20 protein-coding genes and 1 tRNA gene are annotated in these 24147 nt (G+C 35.7%); 4 read left to right on the forward strand and 17 right to left on the reverse strand.

Features of this window, described 5'->3' with window-relative positions:
- Positions 1-29: 29 nt before the first annotated feature.
- The 3 genes from EsVE80_RS08805 to EsVE80_RS08815 are packed head-to-tail and all read right to left on the reverse strand — an operon-like array spanning position 30 to position 2700.
- Positions 30-806 carry an iron ABC transporter ATP-binding protein gene (locus EsVE80_RS08805; RefSeq protein WP_173103377.1) on the reverse strand — a complete coding sequence of 259 codons (777 nt, stop codon included), beginning with the start codon at positions 804-806 and terminating at the stop codon, positions 30-32.
- On the reverse strand, positions 803-1756 hold the full coding sequence (locus EsVE80_RS08810; RefSeq protein WP_173103378.1) for an iron chelate uptake ABC transporter family permease subunit: 954 nt from the start codon (positions 1754-1756) through the stop codon (positions 803-805). Before EsVE80_RS08810 ends, EsVE80_RS08805 begins: the two co-directional genes overlap by 4 nt.
- Entirely contained in the window at positions 1753-2700 is a 948-nt protein-coding gene (locus EsVE80_RS08815) for an ABC transporter permease (RefSeq protein ID WP_173103379.1), read from the reverse strand. The genes EsVE80_RS08810 and EsVE80_RS08815 overlap by 4 nt, the downstream gene beginning before the upstream one ends.
- 203 nt (positions 2701-2903) lie before the next feature.
- Between EsVE80_RS08815 and EsVE80_RS08820 the strand changes: the two genes are divergently transcribed.
- Both EsVE80_RS08820 and EsVE80_RS08825 read left to right on the forward strand, forming a co-directional pair.
- On the forward strand, positions 2904-3356 hold the full coding sequence (locus tag EsVE80_RS08820) for a MarR family transcriptional regulator (protein ID WP_173103380.1): 453 nt from the start codon (positions 2904-2906) through the stop codon (positions 3354-3356).
- 151 nt (positions 3357-3507) lie between these two features.
- The gene (locus tag EsVE80_RS08825; RefSeq protein WP_173103381.1) at positions 3508-4719 is read left to right on the forward strand and encodes an MFS transporter; all 1212 of its coding nucleotides are present in this window, start codon (positions 3508-3510) and stop codon (positions 4717-4719) included.
- 272 nt (positions 4720-4991) lie between these two features.
- Here the strand turns inward: EsVE80_RS08825 and eno are convergent, their stop codons facing one another.
- The 6 genes from eno to EsVE80_RS08855 all read right to left on the reverse strand — a co-directional run bounded on the left by eno (position 4992) and on the right by EsVE80_RS08855 (position 11078).
- Positions 4992-6296 (reverse strand): phosphopyruvate hydratase, encoded by a 1305-nt coding sequence (gene eno, locus EsVE80_RS08830; RefSeq protein ID WP_173103382.1) that lies wholly within the window; start codon positions 6294-6296, stop codon positions 4992-4994.
- Positions 6297-6413: 117 nt separating this feature from the next.
- Positions 6414-7169, reverse strand: a complete 756-nt coding sequence (gene tpiA / locus EsVE80_RS13880; protein WP_173103383.1) for a triose-phosphate isomerase — start codon at positions 7167-7169, stop codon at positions 6414-6416.
- Positions 7170-7247: 78 nt separating this feature from the next.
- A complete protein-coding gene (locus EsVE80_RS13885) occupies positions 7248-8438 on the reverse strand; it encodes a phosphoglycerate kinase (RefSeq protein WP_173103384.1) in 1191 nt (396 codons plus the stop codon).
- A 101-nt stretch (positions 8439-8539) separates the two neighbouring features.
- The gene (gene gap / locus EsVE80_RS08845) at positions 8540-9541 is read right to left on the reverse strand and encodes a type I glyceraldehyde-3-phosphate dehydrogenase (protein WP_016171449.1); all 1002 of its coding nucleotides are present in this window, start codon (positions 9539-9541) and stop codon (positions 8540-8542) included.
- Between the two features lie 37 nt (positions 9542-9578).
- Positions 9579-10616, reverse strand: coding sequence for a sugar-binding transcriptional regulator (locus tag EsVE80_RS08850; protein WP_173103385.1), 1038 nt, complete (start codon positions 10614-10616; stop codon positions 9579-9581).
- A gap of 390 nt (positions 10617-11006) precedes the next feature.
- A tRNA-Arg gene (locus EsVE80_RS08855) sits at positions 11007-11078 on the reverse strand.
- A gap of 52 nt (positions 11079-11130) precedes the next feature.
- On the opposite strand from EsVE80_RS08855, the gene rpoN reads away from it, so the two are divergent.
- On the forward strand, positions 11131-12453 hold the full coding sequence (gene rpoN, locus EsVE80_RS08860; protein WP_173103386.1) for an RNA polymerase factor sigma-54: 1323 nt from the start codon (positions 11131-11133) through the stop codon (positions 12451-12453).
- A gap of 137 nt (positions 12454-12590) precedes the next feature.
- On the opposite strand, the gene gtfA is transcribed toward rpoN, so the two are convergent.
- The 6 genes from gtfA to EsVE80_RS08890 all read right to left on the reverse strand — a co-directional run bounded on the left by gtfA (position 12591) and on the right by EsVE80_RS08890 (position 20815).
- Entirely contained in the window at positions 12591-14036 is a 1446-nt protein-coding gene (gene gtfA, locus EsVE80_RS08865; protein WP_173103387.1) for a sucrose phosphorylase, read from the reverse strand.
- A gap of 22 nt (positions 14037-14058) precedes the next feature.
- Positions 14059-15738, reverse strand: coding sequence for an alpha-glucosidase (locus tag EsVE80_RS08870; RefSeq protein WP_232061167.1), 1680 nt, complete (start codon positions 15736-15738; stop codon positions 14059-14061).
- Positions 15728-17425: an alpha-glucosidase gene (locus EsVE80_RS08875; RefSeq protein WP_173103389.1), complete on the reverse strand. Its 1698-nt coding sequence runs from the start codon at positions 17423-17425 to the stop codon at positions 15728-15730. The genes EsVE80_RS08870 and EsVE80_RS08875 overlap by 11 nt, the downstream gene beginning before the upstream one ends.
- A 14-nt stretch (positions 17426-17439) precedes the next feature.
- The gene (locus EsVE80_RS08880) at positions 17440-18282 is read right to left on the reverse strand and encodes a carbohydrate ABC transporter permease (RefSeq protein ID WP_173103390.1); all 843 of its coding nucleotides are present in this window, start codon (positions 18280-18282) and stop codon (positions 17440-17442) included.
- Entirely contained in the window at positions 18282-19175 is an 894-nt protein-coding gene (locus tag EsVE80_RS08885; RefSeq protein WP_173103391.1) for a carbohydrate ABC transporter permease, read from the reverse strand. The genes EsVE80_RS08880 and EsVE80_RS08885 overlap by 1 nt, the downstream gene beginning before the upstream one ends.
- 266 nt (positions 19176-19441) lie before the next feature.
- A complete protein-coding gene (locus tag EsVE80_RS08890; protein ID WP_173103392.1) occupies positions 19442-20815 on the reverse strand; it encodes an ABC transporter substrate-binding protein in 1374 nt (457 codons plus the stop codon).
- Between the two features lie 227 nt (positions 20816-21042).
- Between EsVE80_RS08890 and EsVE80_RS08895 the strand changes: the two genes are divergently transcribed.
- Positions 21043-22026: a LacI family DNA-binding transcriptional regulator gene (locus EsVE80_RS08895; RefSeq protein ID WP_173103393.1), complete on the forward strand. Its 984-nt coding sequence runs from the start codon at positions 21043-21045 to the stop codon at positions 22024-22026.
- Between the two features lie 235 nt (positions 22027-22261).
- Here EsVE80_RS08895 and EsVE80_RS08900 read toward each other — a convergent pair whose 3' ends face one another.
- Positions 22262-23563, reverse strand: a complete 1302-nt coding sequence (locus tag EsVE80_RS08900) for a glycosyltransferase family 2 protein (RefSeq protein ID WP_173103394.1) — start codon at positions 23561-23563, stop codon at positions 22262-22264.
- The gene (locus EsVE80_RS08905; RefSeq protein WP_232061168.1) at positions 23560-24093 is read right to left on the reverse strand and encodes a hypothetical protein; all 534 of its coding nucleotides are present in this window, start codon (positions 24091-24093) and stop codon (positions 23560-23562) included. Before EsVE80_RS08905 ends, EsVE80_RS08900 begins: the two co-directional genes overlap by 4 nt.
- Positions 24094-24147 lie beyond the last annotated feature (54 nt).

The following is a 24147-nucleotide window of genomic DNA, read 5'->3' on the forward strand; positions in this document are numbered from 1 at the left end:
TTCCTCCCAAAAAAATTATTGATAAGCGACTATTCGCTAATATCTGTTGCGTCAAAATACATGCAGACTCGTTTTCCCATCAACTCGCATACACGAATGTTCATATCGTAAAGCTCGCCTAAAACTTCTGAGGTAATAACTTCTGCAACTGTCCCCATCTTAAACAAGCAACCATCTTTTAACGCGACAATTGTATCAGCAAAAGCAGCCGCAAAATTAATATCGTGAATAACTAAGAAAATCGTTTTTTGCGTTTTTTTTACTAATCTTTTTAAGAGTCGCATCAAATGATTAGCATGGTTCATATCCAAATTATTTAAAGGCTCATCTAGCAAAATGTATTCTGTATCTTGCGCTAAGATCATCGCAATATAAGCTCTTTGCAATTGACCACCAGATAAATTTTGTAACTCAACTTCTGCCAATTCTGTTAAAGACATCGCTGTAATCGCCTCTGAAATGATTCGCCGATCGTCTTTATTTAAACGACCACGACTGTAAGGAAAACGACCAAACGCGACCAACTCCGCCACCGTTAAGCGCGCTTGCAATTGATTATTTTGTTTTAAAATTGCCAGACGTTTGGCTAATTCTTTAGACTGCCATGTTCTGATTTCACCATTATCAATAAAAAGTTCCCCACTAAATTCACCTTGTAGGCGGCTCATAATACTTAACAACGTACTTTTGCCGGCGCCATTGGGACCAATAAAGGCAACGATTTCACCTTTAGGAAGTTGAAGTTCGATTCTATCTAGAACGATTTTTTGTTGGTACACTTTACTTACTTCTTTAATCTCAATCATCCCTTTTTCCTTTCCAAAATAATTTTAATGATAAAAAATAAACCACCAATAAATTGGATTAAAATGCTGATTGTCGTTTTTAAACCAAATACTTGTTCTAATAAAAATTGGCCGCCAACTAAAAAAATCACCGCAATTAAACTGGCTCCTACAAAAAGCTGGCGATGGTTGTCTCTAGGGAAGACTTCATAGCTAATAGTTGTAATCACAAAACCTAAAAAGATTGTGGGGCCTACTAAAGCCGTAGCAATGCCAGTAGCTGCAGCGATAAAAAATAACAATAATTTTTGTAAAAAAGCAACCGAAATCCCTAAATTGACAGCTAGGTCAACCCCTAGGTGCAAGGCATCTAACTCTGGCGTAAAATGCCAGAAAAACCCAACAATTATCAGCAATAATCCTGTGCTGATAACTAAATGATGGCTGGAAACATTACTAAAACTAGCAAAAAGCTGCCCTTGCAATAAATCATATTCATTTGGGTCCATTAAAACCTGCAAAAAGGTACTAATACTTGAAAATAAATTTGAGGCAACCATCCCCACTAATAAGAGTGTAAATAAGTCTTTCCCTGATTTTCCTAGAAAAAAAATGATAAAAACAACACTGAGTCCTGCCATTAAAATAATGTTTAATAAAAATAATCCCGTTGACTTTTCTGCCAAGAGACTCACGCCACCTAGTAGAAAAAACAGGCCTGTTTGCACCAGTACATATAACTGATCAATTCCCAAGATACCAGGGGTTAAAAACTTATTTTGCGTCAATGTTTGAAAAGTAATCGTGCTAACTGTTGTTAAAATCGCAACTAAGATGAAGGCTAAAAGTTTCTTTCCTCGTAAGGCCAAAGCAAAAGACCAATTTCCATACGTCCCATAACTTAGATATAGTCCTACTAAAAGGCAGGCTAAAATCGTTAGCAATAAAAATTTTATCCCATAAGATTTCATGCAAATTTGCGTCTCCTTATAATTAACGTTAGAAAAATAATGCCACCAATCACCCCGACTACAACACTAACCGGTAACTCGTAGGGGGCAATTAACACTCGAGCTAACAAATCGCAAATTAATAAAAAGTTGGCACCGAAAATGGCAGTGAAAGCTAAGGAGTGATTCAAATGATCTCCAAAATACCAAGTCACAAGATTTGGCACAATTATTCCTAAAAAAGGGATACTACCTACCATGATTAAAACGACACTCGATCCTAATGCAACTAAACCCAAGACGCAAAACTGCATCAATTTAACATTCACACCTAAATTTTGCGCCAAATCATCGCCTAAACTTAACACCATAATTTGTTGTAATAACAAAAAAATAATGATAAACACCGGAATCGTTAAATAAATTAAACGATAATCCTCTTTCATAATTGTCGCAAAATTTCCTTGTAACCACGAAGACATATTTTGCACCAACTGAAATTGATAACCAAAAAAATTGGCAAGTGCACCAATCACATTACCAAACATCATACCTGTTAATGGTACGATTAACGGGTTATTTTTTGGCAATAGGCGGGTCAAAAATAGGAAAACTAAAACACCAATATAGCTGAAAATGAAAGCAACAAAAGAACGTTGCCAGATACTACTGTTGGGCATAAATAACATGACTAACAAGATTCCAAAACGCGCTGAGTCCACCATGCCAATCGAACTCGTAGAAACAAAACGATTTTGTAATACCTTTTGCATCACAAGCCCACAAACACTTAGCATACTCCCCGCTAAAACAATACTGACAGTACGAGGTAAACGCGTTTCTTCTAAAAGAAGCCACTGACTCTTTGTCCCTGCTATCAAACCAGTAAGACGCATTTCTCCCACACCAATAAAAATTGAAAGCAGACATAAAATGACAAGTAAAAAGATTCCTATTTTTTTCACATGCACAACCCTAACTATCTAATTGATAATGATTCTCACTTTCAATTAACTATACGCAATTATCTTCAAAATGACAACAGAAAAATGATGTTTTTTTATCACTTTTTCAACCTTTTATTTTTCTCTTTCAAATCTTTTACGTTGGTACGGATAAAAAACATGCTATACTTACGCCAGAACATATTTTATTGAAGGTGAAAATTATGCAGCGTCAACAAGTACTGATGAGTCAACTGATGGATTTAACGAATGAATTAATCTGGCTCAATCGACCAGAAATGCAAAGTGCCTTAAAAGGGTATAAATTGAACGAAATTGAGTTGCTTGAAAAAATTGGATTACTCACTCATCCCAACGTAACCAAGTTAGCCAATGCTACTTATATGACTCGCGGTGCCATTAGTAAACTAACTAAAAAACTAATGGAAAAAGAGTTAATCACCAGTTATCAATTACCTGAAAATAAAAAAGAAATCTATTTTCGTTTAACAACTCAAGGAGAACACATTAACCAAACCCACCAAATGCTACATCAGCGCTTTGCCAATCGCGATAAAGAGGTTTTTACGAATATGACCGATGAAGAATTTGACACTGTTTTTCGTTTTATCGGCCGCTACCGTGAACACTTGAAAAAATTGCCGAAATCCCGCTAATCCCCTAGCTTACTCTAATCAATAATTTATAAAAACCCCACACACTTGAAAGTAAATCATGTGTGTGGGGTTTTTTGTTGACAAAGAAACATAAAAGTTTTACACTCATTTTTGTTAACAAAGAAACAAAATTATATTGGAGGAAATTTCAATGAACCACTCTTATTCAAATAAACATGCATTAATTTTTGGTTTTATTTCGGTCTTTTTAACTGGACTTGGCCTAACGATTGTAAATCCAGTCTTACCATTTTTAGTCGCACCTTATGTTAAGGTTAGTCAACAAGCAAGCGTTGTAACATGTTTAGCCGCAGCTTATGCAACCGCGCTGTTTTTAGCAGCGCCGATTTTAGGCGCATTAAGTGATCACTTTGGTAGACGCCCGATTTTGATTATCAGTTTAATTGGGGCTGCCATTGGTTATAGTATTTTTGGTGTCGGTGGCTCGTTAAGGCTGTTGTTCTTAGGACGCATCATTGACGGCATAACAGGTGGTGAAATCGCAGCAATTTTCGCTTACTTTGCCGATATTACGCCCGTTGAAAAACGAACACACTATTTTGGCTGGATTAGCGCCATTGTAGGTATTGGGACCGCACTAGGACCTGTTATCGGCGGCTTATTAGCTAATTTTGGTAACAATACCCCATTTTTTGTTGGGGCCGCAATTAGCATATTGAATGCAGCTTATGGTTTCTTTTTTATGCCTGAAAGCTTGCCACAAGAAAGAAGAAGTCAAAACATTTCTTTTCAAAGATTGAATCCTTTAAAGCAGTTGGTTACCATTTTAAAGTTACCCATCATTAATCGCCTTTTATTTACTGCTTTTTTACTTTGGTTACCTAATGGCGGCTTGCAGTCAATTTTTTCACAATTTTCAATCGATACTTTTGCTTGGAAACCGACAATTATCGGTCTGATGTTCTCGCTGATTGGTATTTTAGATATTGTATCGCAAACCTTTCTTATGCCCTTACTTTTGAAACATTTTTCCGACCAAAAAATCATCTCCTTGGGTATGATAGCAGAAATTTTCGGCTATCTCTTTATTGGTAGCGCCTATCTTACCCAACGGACAATTATTTTTGTTTTAGGCATGATAATTTTTAGTTTAGGCGACGCTATCTTCAATCCTGCGTTTAACGGCTTGCTGTCAAAATCTGCCGACGAAAACAGACAAGGACAAGTGCAAGGTGGTGCCCAAAGCATCCAAGCTTTAGCAAGAATTATTGGTCCCATTGTTGTCGGACAACTTTATCACTTTAGCCACTTTAGCCCTGCTGTTTTAGGCGTTGTCTTTATTTTTTGTTCTTTTTTATTTTTACAGCAAAGCAAACCTGCTCTGCACAATAAAAAATTATAACTATCGCTATGAAAAGCTGTGCCGATTTGTAAAATCCGACATCTAGATAAGCTTTATATACTTGGTCTATTCGCTAGCAATAAGACAGAATTTTGACAAATTGCTCTTCAGGTTTCTCAACAGTTTGACTTATTGCCGCTGTAGTTGGTGCATGAAGCCAGACAAAAATAATCTTCTACCAAACAACTTATTCACGTGAAACTTGCATACATTTCCAAAGAACCAAAAAAAGACCACAGACAAAACTGTCTGTGGTCTAAAAAAAGCGATGATTATTTATTTTTCAAGTTGTAGAATGCGTTAACGCCTTTGTATTCTGCAACTTCGCCCAATTGGTCTTCGATACGTAACAATTGGTTGTATTTTGCGATACGGTCTGTACGTGAAAGAGAACCAGTTTTGATTTGGCCAGCGTTAGTTGCAACAGCGATATCAGAGATTGTTGAATCTTCTGTTTCACCAGAACGGTGAGAAACAACTGCTGTGTAACCAGCTTCTTTAGCCATTTCAATAGCGTTAAATGTTTCTGTTAATGTACCGATTTGGTTAACTTTGATAAGGATTGAGTTACCAACGTTACGTTCGATACCTTCAGATAATTTTTCAGTGTTTGTAACGAACAAGTCGTCACCAACTAATTGAACTTTGTCGCCTAGTTCAGCTGTTAATTTTTCCCAACCATCCCAGTCGTTTTCGTCCATACCATCTTCAATAGTGATGATAAATGGATATTTTTCAACTAATTCTTTCAAGTAAGCTACTTGTTCTTCAGAAGTGCGTTTTGCTCCGCCTTCACCTTCGAATTTAGCGTAGTCATAGACGCCATTTTCATAGAATTCAGAAGCAGCACAGTCAAAACCTAAACGTACATCTTCGCCGATTTTGTAGCCAGCTTTTTCAACTGCTTTAACAATTGTTTCAACAGCATCTTCTGTACCTTCAAAACGAGGTGCAAAACCACCTTCGTCACCGACTGAAGTTTCTAAACCGCGTTCAGATAAGATAGATTTCAATGCGTGGAATACTTCAGCACCCATACGCAAGCCTTCTTTAAAAGTAGGCGCACCTACAGGCAAGATCATGAATTCTTGGAATGCGATTGGCGCATCTGAGTGAGAACCACCATTGATAATGTTCATCATAGGAGTTGGCAACACTTTAGTATTGAAACCGCCTAAGTAGTGGTATAAAGGTACTTCCAAGTAATCGGCAGCTGCGCGAGCTACAGCGATTGAAACGCCTAAAATTGCGTTGGCACCTAATTTACCTTTATTAGGAGTTCCGTCTAATTCGATCATTGCTTTATCGATTGCCATTTGGTCACGAACATCGTAGCCAATAATAGCTTCAGCAATAATGTTGTTTACGTTGTCTACGGCTTTTTGAACGCCTTTGCCGCCATAACGAGATTTGTCGCCATCGCGTAATTCAACGGCTTCGTATTCACCTGTTGAAGCGCCTGAAGGAACCATACCGCGACCAAAAGCACCTGATTCTGTGTATACTTCTACTTCGATTGTTGGGTTACCACGTGAATCAAGGACTTCGCGTGCGTAAACATCAGTAATAATTGACATGTTTGTCTCTCTCCTTTGATTTGTATTTCAAAAGGGTTAAAACCCTTCATCCACAATTTTAGTTAATTTTATGCATTTCTGCAAATTAAAACTCATGTTTTTAATGTTGTTATTAGATTATTTAACGGCATCTAATAAGGCTAAGAATGAATCAGCTTGTAAGCTTGCGCCACCGACTAAAGCGCCGTCAACGTTTTCTTTTGCCATGTATTCAGCAATATTTTCAGGTTTAACTGAACCACCGTATTGGATACGTACTTTATCAGCAACTTCTGAACCGTATAATTTAGCAACAGTTTGACGTACAACGCCACAAATTTCGTCTGCAATGTTAGCGTCAGCAGATTTACCAGTACCAATTGCCCAAATTGGTTCATACGCAATCACCATGCTTGAAACTTGTTCAGCAGACAAGTCTGCTAAATCAGCAGTGATTTGACCTTCGATCCATTCAGCAGTTTTACCTGCTTCATAGGTTTCTAAAGATTCACCACAGCATAGGATTGGTGTCATGCCATTTGCAAAAATTGCTTTGGCTTTTTTGTTGATTTCTTCGTCTGTTTCATGGAAATATTCACGACGTTCTGAGTGACCAATGATCACATATGGTACACCTAAAGCTGCTAAGGCAGCAGGTGAAGTTTCACCCGTGAAAGCACCGGCATTTTCCCAATAACAGTTTTGGGCTGCTAATTGTACATCTGAATCTTTTAATTTGCAGTTTAATGGTGCTAAGTCCAATGCTGGCGCACCGATAACAGAATCTACCACGTCTTTTGACGGAACATTGTCTTTAACAGCTAAAGCAAATTCTTTAGCTTCGGCAACTGTTTTATTCATTTTCCAGTTACCCGCGATAATTGGTTTACGCATTTTGTGCAACTCCTCTTTTAAAATAAATAGCAGAAATAGTTTCAAAAATTGGCTTTTTAAAACTATTGCAATAGTAAATTATTTGTCGTTAATAGCAGCTAAACCTGGTAATGTTTTACCTTCTAATAATTCTAGAGAAGCGCCACCACCAGTTGAAATGTGTGTGAATTTATCAGCAAAACCTAATTGTTCAGCTGCTGCTGCAGAGTCACCACCACCGATGATTGTTGTTGCATCTTCAAGGTTAGCAATTGCTTCACAAACACCAATAGTACCATTAGCAAAGTTAGACATTTCAAACACACCCATAGGTCCGTTCCAAACAACTGTTTTTGCACCAGCTAATGTTTCAGCAAATAACGCAATCGACGCAGGGCCGATGTCTAAAGCCATAACATCGCCTTCAATTTCGCCTTCAATTGTTTGTGTTGGTACGTCATTTGAAAATTCTGCTGCACAAATATTGTCAATTGGTAAAACTAATTTATCGCCAGCTTTTTCAATTAAGCTTTTTGCTAAATCAATTTTATCTGTTTCAACTAATGATTTCCCAATTTTCATACCTTTTGCTGCGTAGAAAGTATACGTCATCCCACCGCCAATTAAAATCTTGTCTGCTTTTGGAATTAAGTTTTCAATTACGCCAATTTTATCTGAAACTTTAGCGCCACCTAGGATAGCGATCATTGGACGTTTAGGATTTTCAACAGCTTCGCCGATGAATTTAATTTCTTTTTCCATTAAGAAACCGGCAACAGTTGGAATACCAGTTGAAGCAATCCCAACATTAGAAGCGTGTGCGCGGTGGGCAGTACCAAACGCATCGTTGACAAAAACATCGCCTAAAGATGCCCAGTATTTACCTAATTCAGCATCATTGCCGCTTTCTTTTTTACCATCAACATCTTCAAAACGTGTGTTTTCAAATACTAAAACGTCACCGTCTTGCATATTTGCAATTGCATCTTCTAATTCTTTACCTCGTGTTTCAGGTACAAAAGTTACATCTTTACCTAATAATTCACCTAAGCGTTTTGCTACAGGAGCTAAAGATTTACCTTCTTTATCTTCTTGTGTTTTAACGCGGCCTAAGTGAGAAAATAAAATAGCTTTGCCACCGTTGTCGATTACGTATTTGATAGTTGGTAAAGCAGCTTTGATACGCGTATCGTCGCCAATAACTCCGTCTTTTAACGGAACATTGAAGTCAACACGAACTAAAACTTTTTTATCTTTTAATTGAATGTCTTCGATTGTTTTTTTAGCCATCTTTAAGTTTGCCTCCTAAATTTATTTCATAAAAAAAGCGGAGAAGCGCGTCGCTTCCCCGCTTTAAAAGTACTACATTAGATTACGCAAGAGCGCAGATCTTATAATTTAGCGAAGTATTCTAAAGTACGAACTAATTGAGCAGTGTAAGACATTTCATTGTCGTACCAAGCAACAGTTTTCACTAATTGTTTGCCACCAACAGATAATACTTTAGTTTGAGTTTCGTCGAATAATGAACCATAAGTCATACCAACGATATCTGAAGATACGATTTCATCAGTGTTGTAACCGTAAGATTCGTTAGAAGCTTCTTTCATAGCTGCATTTACTTCGTCAGCAGTAACTTCTTTGTCAAGAACAGTTACTAATTCAGTTAATGAACCAGTTGCGATTGGCACACGTTGAGCAGCGCCGTCTAATTTACCGTTCAATTCTGGGATTACTAAACCAATAGCTTTAGCAGCACCAGTTGTATTAGGAACAATGTTTTCAGCAGCAGCACGAGCACGACGGAAGTCGCCTTTAGGGTGTGGTCCATCAAGAGTCATTTGGTCACCTGTGTAAGCATGGATAGTTGTCATTAAGCCTTCAACAATACCAAATTTGTCATTTAAAGTTTTAGCCATAGGAGCTAAACAGTTAGTTGTACAAGATGCACCTGAAATAACTGATTCTTTACCAGTTAATGTTTCATGGTTTACGTTGTAAACGATTGTTGGTACGTCGTTTCCACCAGGAGCTGTAATAATTACGCGTTTAGCGCCACCTTTTAAGTGTAATTCAGCTTTTTCTTTAGAAGTGAAGAAACCAGTTGATTCCAACACGATATCTACGCCTAGGTCGCCCCAAGGTAATTCTTCAGGGTTACGGTTAGATAAAACTTTTACTTCTTTACCGTTTACTGTGAAAGAACCTTCGTTTACTTCAACTGTTCCGTTGAAACGTCCTTGAGTAGTGTCATATTTTAACAAGTGAGCTAACATTTTTGCGTCTGTTAAGTCGTTGATTGCAACTACTTCGATTCCTTCTACATCTTGGATACGACGGAATGCTAAGCGTCCGATACGTCCAAAACCATTGATACCTACTTTAACTGTCATTAAAGATTTCCTCCTTATGAAAATCAGGTTTTTTATTTTAAAGGGTCTCCCCTTTTAAAATCTCATTAGCAGCAGCTTCATCAGTGAGAAGCCACGTTTGTTTTGGTGCATTTTGCATGTAAGCATTGATTGCTTTGGCTTTACTTTTGCCTCCAGCAACAGCCAAGATAAGTGGCACTGTTTGTAAATTCTTTAATTGCAAACCAATTCGTGGCACTTTATATACCACTTTCCCCGCTTCATCAAAGAAATAACCAAATGATTCCGCGACTGCGTTGGCTTGTTTTAACATCAATATTTCTTTTTCACTCATCTTACGTCTAGCAGCCATATGCAATGCTCGTCCAATACTATGGATAACACAATTGGCTTGGCTTATCAAGTTTAAGACTTCAAGGATTGAGGGCTCTTTCATCAATGAACGATACGTATCAGAACTCAATTGTTCTGGGACATATAATGCCCGATGTTCCCCATTAGACCTCATAGCCATCATAGCAGAAACTGAGTTAGCTTGTACAGTCAAAGCCTCCCCAATACCACCTCTAGCTGGTACAAAAAGGTTATGTCGTTCATTACTTTCAAGGTTGGTCAAACATTCAGCAACTTGGGCCATAGTTGTCCCACCCATTACCGCAATAATATTCTTGCCTTCAGGTAAAAGCACATCCAAAGATTCATTTAGACTTTCGCCAAAATTTTTCACGACTTTTTCTTGACGGTCACTATCACCAGCAGAAATTATACAGCGCGCAATACCAAAATGCTTAGCTAATTGTTTTTCCAACTGATGCATCCCAAAAAGTTGATCCATGACTTTTCCTAAATCAGTGAAAACTTTTTCACCTGTTTTAGTTAAGCTCATGCCGCTTTTCGTAACATCAATCAAAGCTAATCGCTTCAATAATTCTGTTTCAGTTCGTAGCACCCGTTCAGTCATGTTTAAACTATCTGCTAAATTACGGCGACCAATAGGCTGCATCCAGTAGATGTTACGCAATATTTTGTAGCGTTCTTGCAAAACATGTAGGATATCAGGAGCAACTGCTTCAATCAATTTTAAGTCATCAAGCATGATTACTCTCCTTTTTTACAGATGGACACATTACGTCCACCTTAGACCTATTTCGACCCATCAAGCCTAAAAAAATTTACTGCAAGTCAAATTACTTAACCTTACGGAGCTAATACTACCATTTTCGTAACCTTTGTGCAACTAAAAAGCACAAGAAAAAAACATCAAAAAATAGTTACTTTTTTTAATCGTTTTAATGCTTGCTAGAATAGCAAGTGATAAATCACACAAAGCTTCAACGTTCCTCTCATTTTTTTATTAGAGCACAAAAAAGAATAATCATTTCAGAAATATTCAATTCCACAGAAAATAATGTTAAAATAACTCCAGTAGCTTTATAACGAAAATTTTATAAAAAAAAGACATCTTCCTAGCTAGAAGATGCCATAACGCGCTCTAAGGGAATCGAACCCCTGTCTCAAGAACCGGAATCTTACGTGATATCCACTACACTAAGAGCGCCGAACATATGTTAGTTTAGCTAATAATTAGAATAAAATCAAGAGGAAAATACATGAAATTTCAACAAAGTTTTTCACAAAAGCAAAAACAATCGCAAAAGCTTGCTATGACACAGTCATTACAACAATCCATTCAGGTTTTACAATTTTCAATTGATGAATTAGCAGAATTTGTCGAAACCCAAGCAATGGAAAATCCATTAATAGAAGTTTCTGAAGCCAATTATGCTGTAACCTACTCTAAACCACGTTCCTCCAGTGGCGAAGAATTAAATTATCTGAGTCAAATTCCAGATAATCGCATTTCCTTATTTGAATATCTCATTGATCAAGTCCACTTGAACTATCGTGATACTTTTTTACGTGACATCGTTTTATTTTTATTAGAATACGTTGATTTAAACGGCTTTTTAACCATTGATTTAGATGAAGTTAGCACCAAAATGAAAGCTACCAAAATACAGGTTTTGGATGCCTTAACCCTAGTTCAACAACTCGATCCCGCCGGTGTAGGTGCCCGTAATCTCCAAGAATGCCTAATGTTACAAACCGAACGAGATGATTCGGCACCAAATTTAGCTTATCTTATCCTAGAGGAACATTTCGAAGCGCTGGTAAATCGCAAATGGCCTGACTTAGCCAAAAATTTAAATATTCCGGTTAGTGAAGTACAAGAAGTATTCGATTATATTCAGACCCTCACCCCAACTCCTGGAGCGAGTTTTGGCACCACCGATGGCCTCTATATTATTCCTGATTTAACCGTCAAAATAAGTGATACTGGGAAAATTAAAATTACCAGTAATCGTCGCGGTATGCCAGAAATGCACTTTCAGCAAAGCTACTTTGACGAGATGGCAAAAAAAGCTGATGCAGAAACGCAGAAATATCTAAATGAGAAAAAACAAGATTTTGACTCCCTAAAAAAAATGGTACAACAACGTGGTGATACCATTTTACGGGTGGGTCAAGCGATTATTGCTCACCAACAAGAATTCTTTTTAAATGAAAATCGTCCGATTAAACCTTTAATCTTAAAAGACATCGCTGAAGAATTGGACATTCATGAATCAACTGTTAGCCGAGCCGTTAATGGAAAATATTTGGAAACAGATTTTGGCATTTTTGAATTGAAGCACTTCTTCAGTCAAAAAATTGGTATTCAAAATGAAAGTGGTGAAGATTTATCTACTGATAACGTTAAGGTACGTCTGAAAGATCTGGTCGACAACGAGGATAAAGGTAAACCGCTCTCCGATCAAAAATTAGTTGATTTACTAAAAGCAGAAGGAATTGACATTTCGCGCCGAACAGTAGCAAAATACCGTGATGCATTGAAAATTCCTAGTTCAAGTAAGCGCAAACGTTTCGATTAGGTTATAAAAAAACAAGTAAAAATGCGATGATATAATTAGACACATCCACATTGAAAGCTCTTATCCTAATCAAATGCGCCGCCACTAGACTTAAAGTCTAGTGGCGGCGCATTTGATTATATTTAGTTTTTTCTACTTTACCTTTGTTCCATTACTACACTATCACCTTTTGTGATACAAAATGTTTTGTCTGCAAGATTGGCTGCTAAAGTTACGGAAGAACCTGTTTTATTACTACGGGTAATAATAATATCACTCGTACTAGGTGTTTGTACTTCAATTGTGCCATTAAGATCAAAGGCTGTTTCTTGATTACGAAACTTTAATAACGCAAACAATTTTTTTACTATTGGACGTTGTACTTCTGCTTTGATTTCAGTAAGATCATAATAATGCCGGTTAATATTTCGTCCTTCTTTAGTTTGTTCTAATAATGTGATGTCGTTTTTTCCCGCCAAAAGTCCGACATAATAAATTTGCGGAATCCCCGGAGCAAAACATTGTAACACTCGGGCTAACAAGTAGCTACGATCGTTATCTCCTAAAGCACTATAATAGGTACTATTAATTTGGTAGATATCTAAATTGTTATAACTAGCGGAGGAATAAACTTTTTTTACATTTGCTCCAACTTTATATAGTTCTTCTGAAGTAAAATTTAATTCTTCTTCTGATAATAAATCTCTTGCATCAACAACGCCAATGCCATCATGGGTATCAAGGGTTGTAAATTGCTTCATGGGGCTCATCATTAACCACTTAGCCAAACGATCTGAACGCCCACTATATAAAGCATGTAGTGTTAACATAGGTAAAGCAAAATCATAAATAAAATAGTCATGTTTGGCAATGTTCATTTGAATGGTGTAATGTTCATGAATTTCTGGCAGTAATTCTGTACCATACTTAGATGCTTCTTTTCTAACCTCATCTAAAAGTGTCCAAATTTCAGGTTCCACAAAAAAGTCATTCGTATCTAATTTTTTAATCGCATAAGCAAAAGCATCTAAACGAATTAAAGAGCAGCCATGACTGGCCATGTCTCGAATCGTTTCCTTAATAAAGGTTTTTGTTACCTCTTTTGTGACATCTAAATCAATTTGTTCTTCCCCAAAAGTATTCCAAACTTCTTCTTTACTATTATCCAAAAACGTTACTTCTTGAAAAGGGGCTTTGTCCTTACGTTTATAAATCAAATCGATATCAGCTTGTGTTGGACGTCCAGGTGGGAAAAATTCATGAATACGAATAAACATTTCTTTGTAAGGGGAATCTTCATGTTTTGCAACAAAATCTTTAAAATATTCAGATTCACGAGAAATATGATTAATCATAAAATCAAACATTAAATAGTATTCTTCACCTAAGGCTTCAATTTCTGACCACTTGCCAAAAGTTGAATCTACAACCCGATAATCACTCGGTGCAAAACCACGATCTCCCGTGGAGGGAAAAAATGGAAGTAAGTGAATACCTCCAATAACATCTTTTAAATATTCATCTGCCACCATTTTTAACTCTTTTAAGTTTTTACCTAAACTGTCCGCATATGTGATAAGCATAGTTTCATTTTTAATTTTCACCTGTCACCCTCCTCATTTTCTTTTAGTAATTACTCAAAATGATACTTTGATATGCCTCTAAAGAAAGGTTATCTTTAATTAAATCAATATCCGGATAATTATTAAGAAGCAAATGGCGATATTCTTGTGAAATTTCAATTTGCTGTTGTTTATTACTGAAATTAACAGCCACTATTATTTTCTTTTCCTCCAGTTGACGTTCGTATACAATTGTGTGCATACTCGATTCACATGGAATAAATTTGCCATAAATAACTACATCTCGATAAATGGGGTCTCGTCTCAATGCAATTAATCTTCGATAATGATTTAAAACAGATTCTGAGTCACTATCTTCTATCTCGACATTAATTTTAGAATAATTAGGATTAACTTTAAGCCAAGTTGTCTCTCCTTGAGTAAAACCGGCAAATGGCTGATTATTCCATTGCATTGGTGTGCGAGAGTTATCCCGACTTCGTTTAAATAATCCATAAAAAGCATCTTCTGGGGTTACTTTAGCTTGAATAGCCCGTTCATACTGATCCAATGTCGCCAAATCATCGTAATCTGTAAGAGAATCCATCCAAATATTTTCCATTCCTATTTCTTGTCCTTGGTAAATAAAAGGAGTGCCATGGAGCATCATAAAAAGAGTCCCCAACATCTTTTTAGAAGTATTAGAAATATCTGCGGATGGAATGTACTTATTAATGGAACGTGGTTGATCGTGATTTTCCAAATATTTGGCGCCCCATCCCACTTGCTGGGTGATTACTTCATTATTAAAAATAGCCTTTTTCAAATCAGCGACAGACCAATTAGATTGTTGATGCCACTCTCCTGTTTCAGGGACATCAATGTCAGTGTAACTAAAATCAAAGACCATGCGAAAAACACCATCTTCTCCGATATAGTCTTTCAACTGCTCAAAAGGAACATCTGCTTCTGCAACCGTAAAACTATTATGAGCACGAAAAGTTTTATGATCAAGCTCTTGTAACCAATCCAAAATTCCGGGTTGATTTAAAATATAGCGCCCTACCCAACATAGCCCATCTTCACCATCTGCTGGAAAATTGCCATAAGTAATAGTCTTTTTCAAATTTAAAATTGCATCAATTCTAAAGCCTCCTAAACCTTTTTCCAACCACCAATTAATCATATCAATTATTGCTTGACGCACATCAGAATTTTCCCAATTCAAATCCGGCTGCTCTTTAGCAAAACAATGAAAATAATACATATTTTCTTCTCCAGGAACTTTTTCCCACACCGAACCACCAAAATAGCTACGCCAGTTATTGGGTGGCTGCCCGTTTCTTCCTTCTCTAAAAATATACCAGTTTCGATAGGAAGATTTGGGATTTTTTAGTGCTTCTTGAAACCAAGGATGTTGATCAGACGTATGATTCACAACTAAGTCCATCAGTATTTTCATATCCATTTTATCTGCGGTAGCAATTAAAGCATCCATATCTTCCATCGTGCCAAACATCGGGTCAATATCTTGATAATCTGCAATATCATATCCTCCGTCAATCATAGGAGATTTATACACTGGAGATAGCCACAAAACATCAACACCTAAATTTTTCAAATAAGGTAAACTTTCTTTGATTCCTAACAAGTCCCCGATGCCATCTTGATTGGCGTCTTTGAAACTACGGGGATATATTTGATAGACAACTGCTTCTTTCCACCACTCACGATCAAATTTCAAGACTTTCTGTTCCTTGTTCTTTATATAAGATACTTTGGTAGGGTTGTAATTCAAGTACTTCACCATCCTTTATAACTTCACCATAATTTATTAACAAAATATTCTGAATTTCTTTTTGTAAAGGCAACGCGATGGATTCGTTCGTCACGTTACTAATTAAAACAAGTCGCTCTCCATTTTTTTCACGATAATAGGCAATAACACCTGAAATATCTTGTAGGACTGGAATACTACGTCCGCATATCATCAATTCTTGTAAATCTACTTGTTTACGAACAGCTATCATCTTTTTAAAAAAATTTAACAATGATGTAGGGGTGCGCTTTTGTGCTTCATAATTTAATTGAGAATAATTAGAATTGACCGCAAACCAAGGCTTAGTTTCACTAAAACCAGCATTTTTGCAATTACTCCATTGCATCGGTGTACGGCTATTTTCGCGACTTTCTCTATTTATTTGTGCTAAAGCCTGCTCAGGTGTCATGCCACTTAATAAATAATCGTGATAACTATTGTGGGTTGCTAAATCTACATAATCCGCAATAGATTCTTTAGGATAATCTTGCATACCAATTTCTTGCCCTTGGTAAATAACCGGAATACCACGTAAGAAGAAATAACTCATATTCCACGCTGAAATACTATTGAAGTTAATTTCAGCTTTAGGAATCAAACGATCAGGCATTCGTGGTAAATCATGATTTTCCAAAAAATTAGTAAAAAAGACACGATCATTAGCCAGAGTCTGTTTTTTAAATAATTGTTTCTTTAACAAATTAACAAATTCTTTGGCGTTATTGCGATACTTCACATCTTGAATTGAATAAGCTGTATGATAAAAATCAAATATACTTGAAAAATAACCGCCTTCACCGAAATATTCTTCCCAGTTATCTGAATTAGGAACATCCATTTCAGCAATTGTTAAAATGTCTTGTTTTGCAAAAACCGTGTCACGCATTTCAGCTAAAAAATCCCCAATCCCAGTCGCATTCCGATAATGCTCCCACGTTGTAACCAAACCATCTGGACCATCGGCCGGCAAATTATTTTCGGAGTAAATTTTCTTTATATGCGCAATAGCATCAATTCGAAAACCAGCTACGCCTTGGTTCAACCAATAGTCAATAATTTCATAAAGTTTTCGCCGCAGTTGCGGATTTTCCCAATTCAAATCTGGTTGTCCTACAGTAAAAAGATGCAAATAATATTTATTCGTACCAGCAATTTTTTCCCAAGCACTACCACCAAAGATAGAACGCCAATTGTTAGGAGGATTATTCCCAATACCTTCTTTAATTACAAAATAATCGGCATATTCACTTTCTAAATCTGCCATTGCCTTTTTAAACCACTCGTGTTCTGTAGATGTATGATTAATTACTAAATCCATTAAAACTTTAATATTTTTTTCTTTAGCCACTTGTATTAACATAGCAAAGTCTTTGTTTGTGCCAAAAGCTGGATCAATTTGATAATAATCAGCAATATCATACCCATTATCAAGCATCGGGGAGGTGTTCACCGGACTAATCCAGATGACATTCACACCAAGATCAACTAAATCGACCAAATGTTGTGTAATTCCAGGAATATCACCAACACCATCGTCATTTGTATCTTGGAAACTTTTGGGATAAATCTGATATCCTATGGCCTGATGCCACCATTTTCTTTCAACAGACATGTTCTAAACCTTCCTTACTTCACAGCCCCATCTGAGATACCGCGAATAATGTTCTTTTGTAAAATTAAAAAGAGAATAATAATTGGTATGATGGTAATTAAAACTGCTGGGAAAATTAAATCCCAAGCATTACCGTATTGACCAGATTGAATCTTGGCAAAATAAATCGATAACGTTAGCGTCTTTTGTTCTCCATTGCCGATTACTAAAAATGGAAGTAAATAGTCATTCCAAATCCACATTGCATTCATGATAATCACTGTCATTGTAGTTGGGCGAACCAGAGGCATAATCACTTTAAAATATACTTGGAAAACTGAGGCTCCATCAATAATTGCCGCTTCTTCCAACGCTACAGGAACACTTTTCATAAATCCATGATATAAAAAAATTGACATACTCATTCCAAATCCACCGTACATCAAAATCAAACCCACTACATTTTTCAAACCAACATTGTCAAATAAGCTAATCAAAGGATACATCACTGCCTGAAAGGGAATTAACATGGAAGAAGTAAAAAATAGTAACATAAAACTTGAGACATTGGATTTATAACGCACCATCATCCACGCTACACTGGAAGAGATAATCACAATCAAAGTTACGGCAACCACTGTAATCAAAACAGTTAGCCAAATTGAATTAGCTAAATCAATTTCTTTTATAGCATTAATAATGTAAGTAAAATTCAAACTCTTTGGTAGGGCTAGTGGTGTTTTAACGATCTCACTTTGAGATTTAAAAGAATTGATTACTAAAAAACTAATTGGAAATAAAGTATAAATCGCCATAACCGTTAAAATAATGTATCTTATCAAACCATTTTTTTTAGATTTTCGAATAAACGATTTCATTACATCTCAACCTCTTTCTTTTTAGTAATCGCTACTTGGGTTAATGAAACAACTGCAATAATGATAAAGAAAATGACAGCTTCGGCCTGAGCTAATCCGTAGTTATTTGAACTATCTTTTGGTGCTCGTAAAATTTGCAATGCCAACATTCGCGTATTAAATTCTCCATTAGTTAAAGCTACGTTTGGATCTAGCAATTTAAAACAACTCGATAAAACCATAAAGAAAACGATAGTAAATGAAGGCATCAACATTGGAAGCGTGATTTTTTTGAAGCGTTGCCAAGCATTCGCTCCATCGATTGAAGCAGCTTCATATAACTCACCTGGGATATTATTTAGACCCGTAATATAAATAATCATCATGTAGCCGGCCATTTGCCAAGTCACTACCATTAACATAGCGAATAAATTTTTGGTATTGTCTTGTGTCATATTCGTTAGAAAACTAATTGGCAACAGTCCGTCTGGTCCAAAGAGATTTTTAGAAAAAATATTTTCAAAAATAAACAACCAAATAAACCCTAAAGCTAATCCTCCTAGTAAGTTTGGTAGAAAAAAAGTCGCACGATAAAAACCTACAGCTTTGCCGATACTATTCACTAATAACGCTAACGCTAAGGCTACAACATTTACTATAATAACCGCTAAAAAGGTAAATTTTAATGTGTAAAAAAAGGCAGCTCGAAAGCTATCATCTTGGAAAGCTTTTAGATAATTATCAAAGCCCACCCACGCGTCAAAAACGCCACCTCCACCAGCAAAGTAAGCACCTCGCCATGCAGAAAAGGAATAAAGAAAGCCAACAATAAATGGAATAATTACAACACAAGAATAAAGAATTACTGCAGGAATGGTAAAGGGTGCAAACCAGCGTTTGTAAACATTTTTCATGGTATTTCCTCCTAGATTGTAGCAACATATTATTTTTTACTATCAATAAAAAATAAGTTTAATCAAACGGAACTTTTCAATCTGAATAGAAAAAGCAGGTCTTAGCTTATATAAGGTTTTTAAACCTTATGACTAAGAACCCGCTCTACTTAATTTTTAGTCATAAGAACTATCAGCTTTTAACTCTTCCCATTTCTTAATAATTTTATCTGCAAAATCTGGATAAGTGGATTCATCCCAATTTGCTTTTGTCATATAGTTTTCTTTTAACTCATTACCACAAATTCTAAAAAGTTTCCTGGTGAAGCATTAAATGGATTGGACAATGTTTTACCTGTTTTAGCATATTCTACCAATGCTTTATTTAAGGTATTGCTACCTTCACTATTTTCCAAATCATTAAACAAAATGAATCCTGATTCGTCTTTTAAGAATTTTAGACCGCGATCAGATGTATACAGCCAAACCAAGAAATCTTCTGCTTTCTTGATTTTTTCTTTTGAAACTTGTTTATTAATAATCCAATAATTCGGTACAAACTCTGGAATAGTTTGATTAAAATCTTGTGATTTCCAGCCATCAATTTTAATATCAGAGTCTGCGAATGGCATTTTAATAGGAATTATATCTAAAGTCGCTAACATCTCTTTATTTAGTTTATTTAAAGTAGGATAAATCCAGTTTCCTTGTTTAATAAAAACACCCTTGTGATCAGCAAATAACTGTAAAGAATTATCATAACTTCCTTCAGTTCCGTTAATGAAATCTGCGCCCCGTTTTAAAGGTGTGTCCGTACCTGCAGCATGGCTAGTGTTATATTCTAAAACTTCCATGTATTTAACCAGAGCATCTTTCATTTCAGCGAATTTTTTAGGTTTAGAATATAGGGCATCAGAATAGCTTGTATAAACGGTATTCATCGCTACATTGATCATATGATCTGAATATGTCCATTTTTCAGCACCGGCTTCTACAAAAATTCCAGTTAATCCTTTTGTCAACTCTGTTTTTTCTTTTGCAAGTTCGTATTTGTGACCGTTTAAGGTAACCGTTGCAGTGGTGTTGTTTTGAATAAAATCATTAACTTTGTTTGTAAAATCATTAAATTCTTCATAATTTACTGTCTTTAAGTCTTTTAAAATTTCATCGGTTTTAACATTTGGAAATAAGTCAGCTAAAACATTCGTATCAACAATATAGCCGTAGCCTTCCATAGTATATGGTAAACCAAAGTTGGTTTTATCATCAGCTTGCAAACGCATATTTTCAGGAACTTCGTTAGCCAATTTTTTCAATTCCTTATTGGTCGCATCATTTAGATTAAACATAAAATCGCCATCTTTTGGTCCCCATGTAACGAGACTATTCGTGGCAAAAATGGCAGGTGCGTTTTTTGAGGTCATTTCAGTATTCATCGTTTCAGTAACATCTGCGCCAGAACCAGGTGAAAAAGTTTTAACTTTAATTCCACTTTCTTTTTCATAGTCTTTGGCTAAATTTTTTAACGAATCTGAGATTTCACTTTTTGTATTAAATATATAAAGTTCATCATTGGCCGAGTCTTTTCCTCCACTACAACCTGTCAGTAATAGTGTCGCAGCAACTGTGATTAAGCCCAATCCGAAAAATCTTTTTTTCATGTTTAGATCCCCCTCTAATTTTCCATCAAACATTTATTGTTTTCGCTTTCATTTGATGCACCAAGTATATGTCAATCGTTTTCATATGTCAAACGTTTTCATATATTTTTTTGATTGCTATTACAGTGTTTTCGACTATAATAAAGAGTACGATATAGTAAAAACAGCAACAATATTTTGTGTGCAAACATTTACAAAATAACTTTGTTGCTCTAAAGGAGTTAAATATGGCTAGTATTGAAGATGTTGCAAAAAAAGCTAAAGTATCCGTCACTACGGTTTCACGAGCTTTAAACGATCATCCTTATGTTTCGGATAAAACGAAGAAAAAAATTTTTAAAGCAATGGAAGAATTAAATTATTTTCCTAATAGCGTAGCACAACAGTTACGGGGAAAACGGACAAACATGATTGGTGTAATTATCGCCTACATTACAAATCCTTTTTTTGCCAACTTAATTAACGCAATTGAAAAAACAGCAATTGCAAAGGGTTATCACTTAGTAGTAATGCAAACACAAGGTAAACCGGAATTAGAAAAATTTTATTTGGAAATGATTCAAAAAAAACAACTTGATGGAATTATTATGACTAACTTAGAGGTAGCCACTGACACAATTTTACAGCTCATTGCAGAAAATAAAATTGTTTTATGTAACCGCTATATTGGAATAAAAGAACTGGATGTCATTCAAATTGATGAACGAAAAGCAAGTTATGCGGGTACAAAACTCTTACTAGAAAAGGGACATAAAAAAATTGCGTTTTGTACCGGGAATATCATGAATCCACAAGACTTACGTTATAAAGGCTATCAAGATGCTTTGAATGAATTTGGTGTTGAAATTGATGAAGATTTATTTTATCCACATCTGATGGGAATTCAAGGTGGACGCATTTTTGTTCAAAAAATTTTAAGCCAAGATGTTCCTCCTACAGCTGTTTTTACAAACGGAGATGAAGTAGCTGCAGGTATTATTAGTGAAGCACGGAAACATAACCTATTAATCCCAACTGACTTAGCTGTCTTAGGTTTTGATGATCAGCCAATTGCCTCGTTGACTAATCCGGAAATCACAACTATTCATCAACCAATTGAAGAAATGGGGCGATTAGCTGCAGAAAGCTTAATTGCTAAAATTGAAGGGCACGAATCTCCTACGAGAGCTGCTAAACTTGATACATTCATCAAGGTGCGTGAATCTGTTTAGACGTGAAAGTTAATCTATTTTATAACTAAATCACCCACATATTAAAAAAATCACATCATTTACAATTTTCCCTTCAACAATAAAAGAGGAAGACAAGAATTTTTTTCAAAAAAACCTTGTCTTCCTCTGAAAAATATTATATACGCACGAAATTTTTACTTTTGCTCTAAGATTAAATTGCAAACTATTTTTATGATGAAAAAAATGATTATTTAAATTTTCACTGCGAATCTCCTCACCCTTTTTTCCTTTCTGGACTCACCCAAGTACCACTTCCGTATCCTAAAATTGTCTTAATTGCAGGAATGAACGTCGTCAAAATAGTTAAAGCGTTCATCATCCAATAAAACAGCATATAAAAAGGGGCAAACAGTAGATACTTCAACTTTTTACCATTGTCATCCATAACTAATGCTGCTCCTAATTGCATAAGACCAGCGAGCATCTGAAAACTGACAAAAATGAAGGCCATTGCAAACATATGAAATACTCGTTCATAATTTTGAGTGCTCAAAAATTGAAATAATGTAATGAAAAATAAAACTGTAGAGCACCAAAAAAACAACGACCAGATAATGCTTAGTGTTTGATCAATATACATCATTAACTGCGAAAAGTATTTAATCGGATGTGCTACGATTTTAGGAAAATTGGTTAACCAGACTTCTGTTCCACCTTTGGCCCAACGTTTTCGTTGGCGATACAACATTTTTAGAGTGTCTGGAACCATCATATAAAACATAATATTAGGGGCAAAGACTGGGACCCAGCCTAATAATTGCTCATCCCAGGCAACACTAATATCTTCTGTAGCGCGATCTTGTCGAAATAATCCCGCATCAATTAAGGCTGTCCTGCGGTACATGGTATTGGCTCCGCTAAACGCGTACATTGTATTTAGCGTTCCAGCTTGGCTGCGCTTAATAACACCTACGATACTTGAAAATTCTACAGTTTGTGCTTTTTCAATAATTTTAGAACGATTTAAAACATCCATATTACCTGTTACCGCACCGATATTAGCGCTACCAGAATCAATAAAATAATTTATATATTTCACTAAGGCATCTGCTTCTGGAATTGTATCGGCATCATTACTTAAAATATACTCACCCCGCGCAAAGCCAATTCCGACATTAAAAGCATGAGCCTTACCTTTATTTTTTTCGATTCTTACAACACGCAACTTTTCTTCTTTTTGGGCTATTTCTGCCAGAATTTTAGGTGTATTATCTGTGGAACCATCATCCGTTACCAATACTTCATAATTTACATAATGAAGATTGTGAAGTAAATAAGTCAGGGTCTGTTCTATCACTACTTCTTCATTGTGCGCCGGTATCATAATGGTTATAAAAGGTTCATCTTCTTTAGCAATAGCACGAAAAGTTGTTTTTTTGTAACGAAATAAAAAGCGATAACAAACAACGCCTATGAACCAAACAAAAGCACCTAAAATCGGATAAGTAAACAAAATAAATAAAATAATATTAAAAAAAAGATCTAGTACCGCATTACCGGTAATTTGAATATTCATTTTCTCCCCCCCTCATCATAAATTTTTTCAATTTGATTGGCAGATAGATTTTTTTCTTCCGGTACAACATAGTTTTTAACAGTAGTACGAAATTCCTCTGGACCAAACTGCTTATTAAAAAATTGCGTTAATGCATATCTTTTTTTTAGCATTTTGTCAAAATCATAAGTAATATTTTTGCGATAGTCATGCTTAATGCGATAATTGCTGCGTAGCGTCATAAAGACAGAAAATATAATTGCTCCTAGGAAAAATATACCAAATATCTGAAGTAAGAAATAAAACGATTCTTTGCCTTCTTGATATGTCCAAATCGGAGTAATCTTTTTGAAACGGCGAAGCAAAGTCGAGGTAAGTGTCCAATAGATGGGAATAAAAACAGCACACCACCCTAAAATCGTTAATACAATTGTTCTTATCTTTAAAAGCCAGTGCCCTTGTTCAAAAAAATAATCTTCATAAACAATTTCTTGTTGTTCTACTTTTGACGCAACTTTGTTTGTCTTTTTTTCATTTTGGCTACCCATCATCGTTCCTCCTTTTCTTTTATTATTCTTTAAACAGGCATTTTTTACAATTAAAAT

The organism is Enterococcus saigonensis, from assembly GCF_011397115.1.
GTDB classification, from domain to species: Bacteria; Bacillota; Bacilli; order Lactobacillales; family Enterococcaceae; genus Enterococcus_C; species Enterococcus_C saigonensis.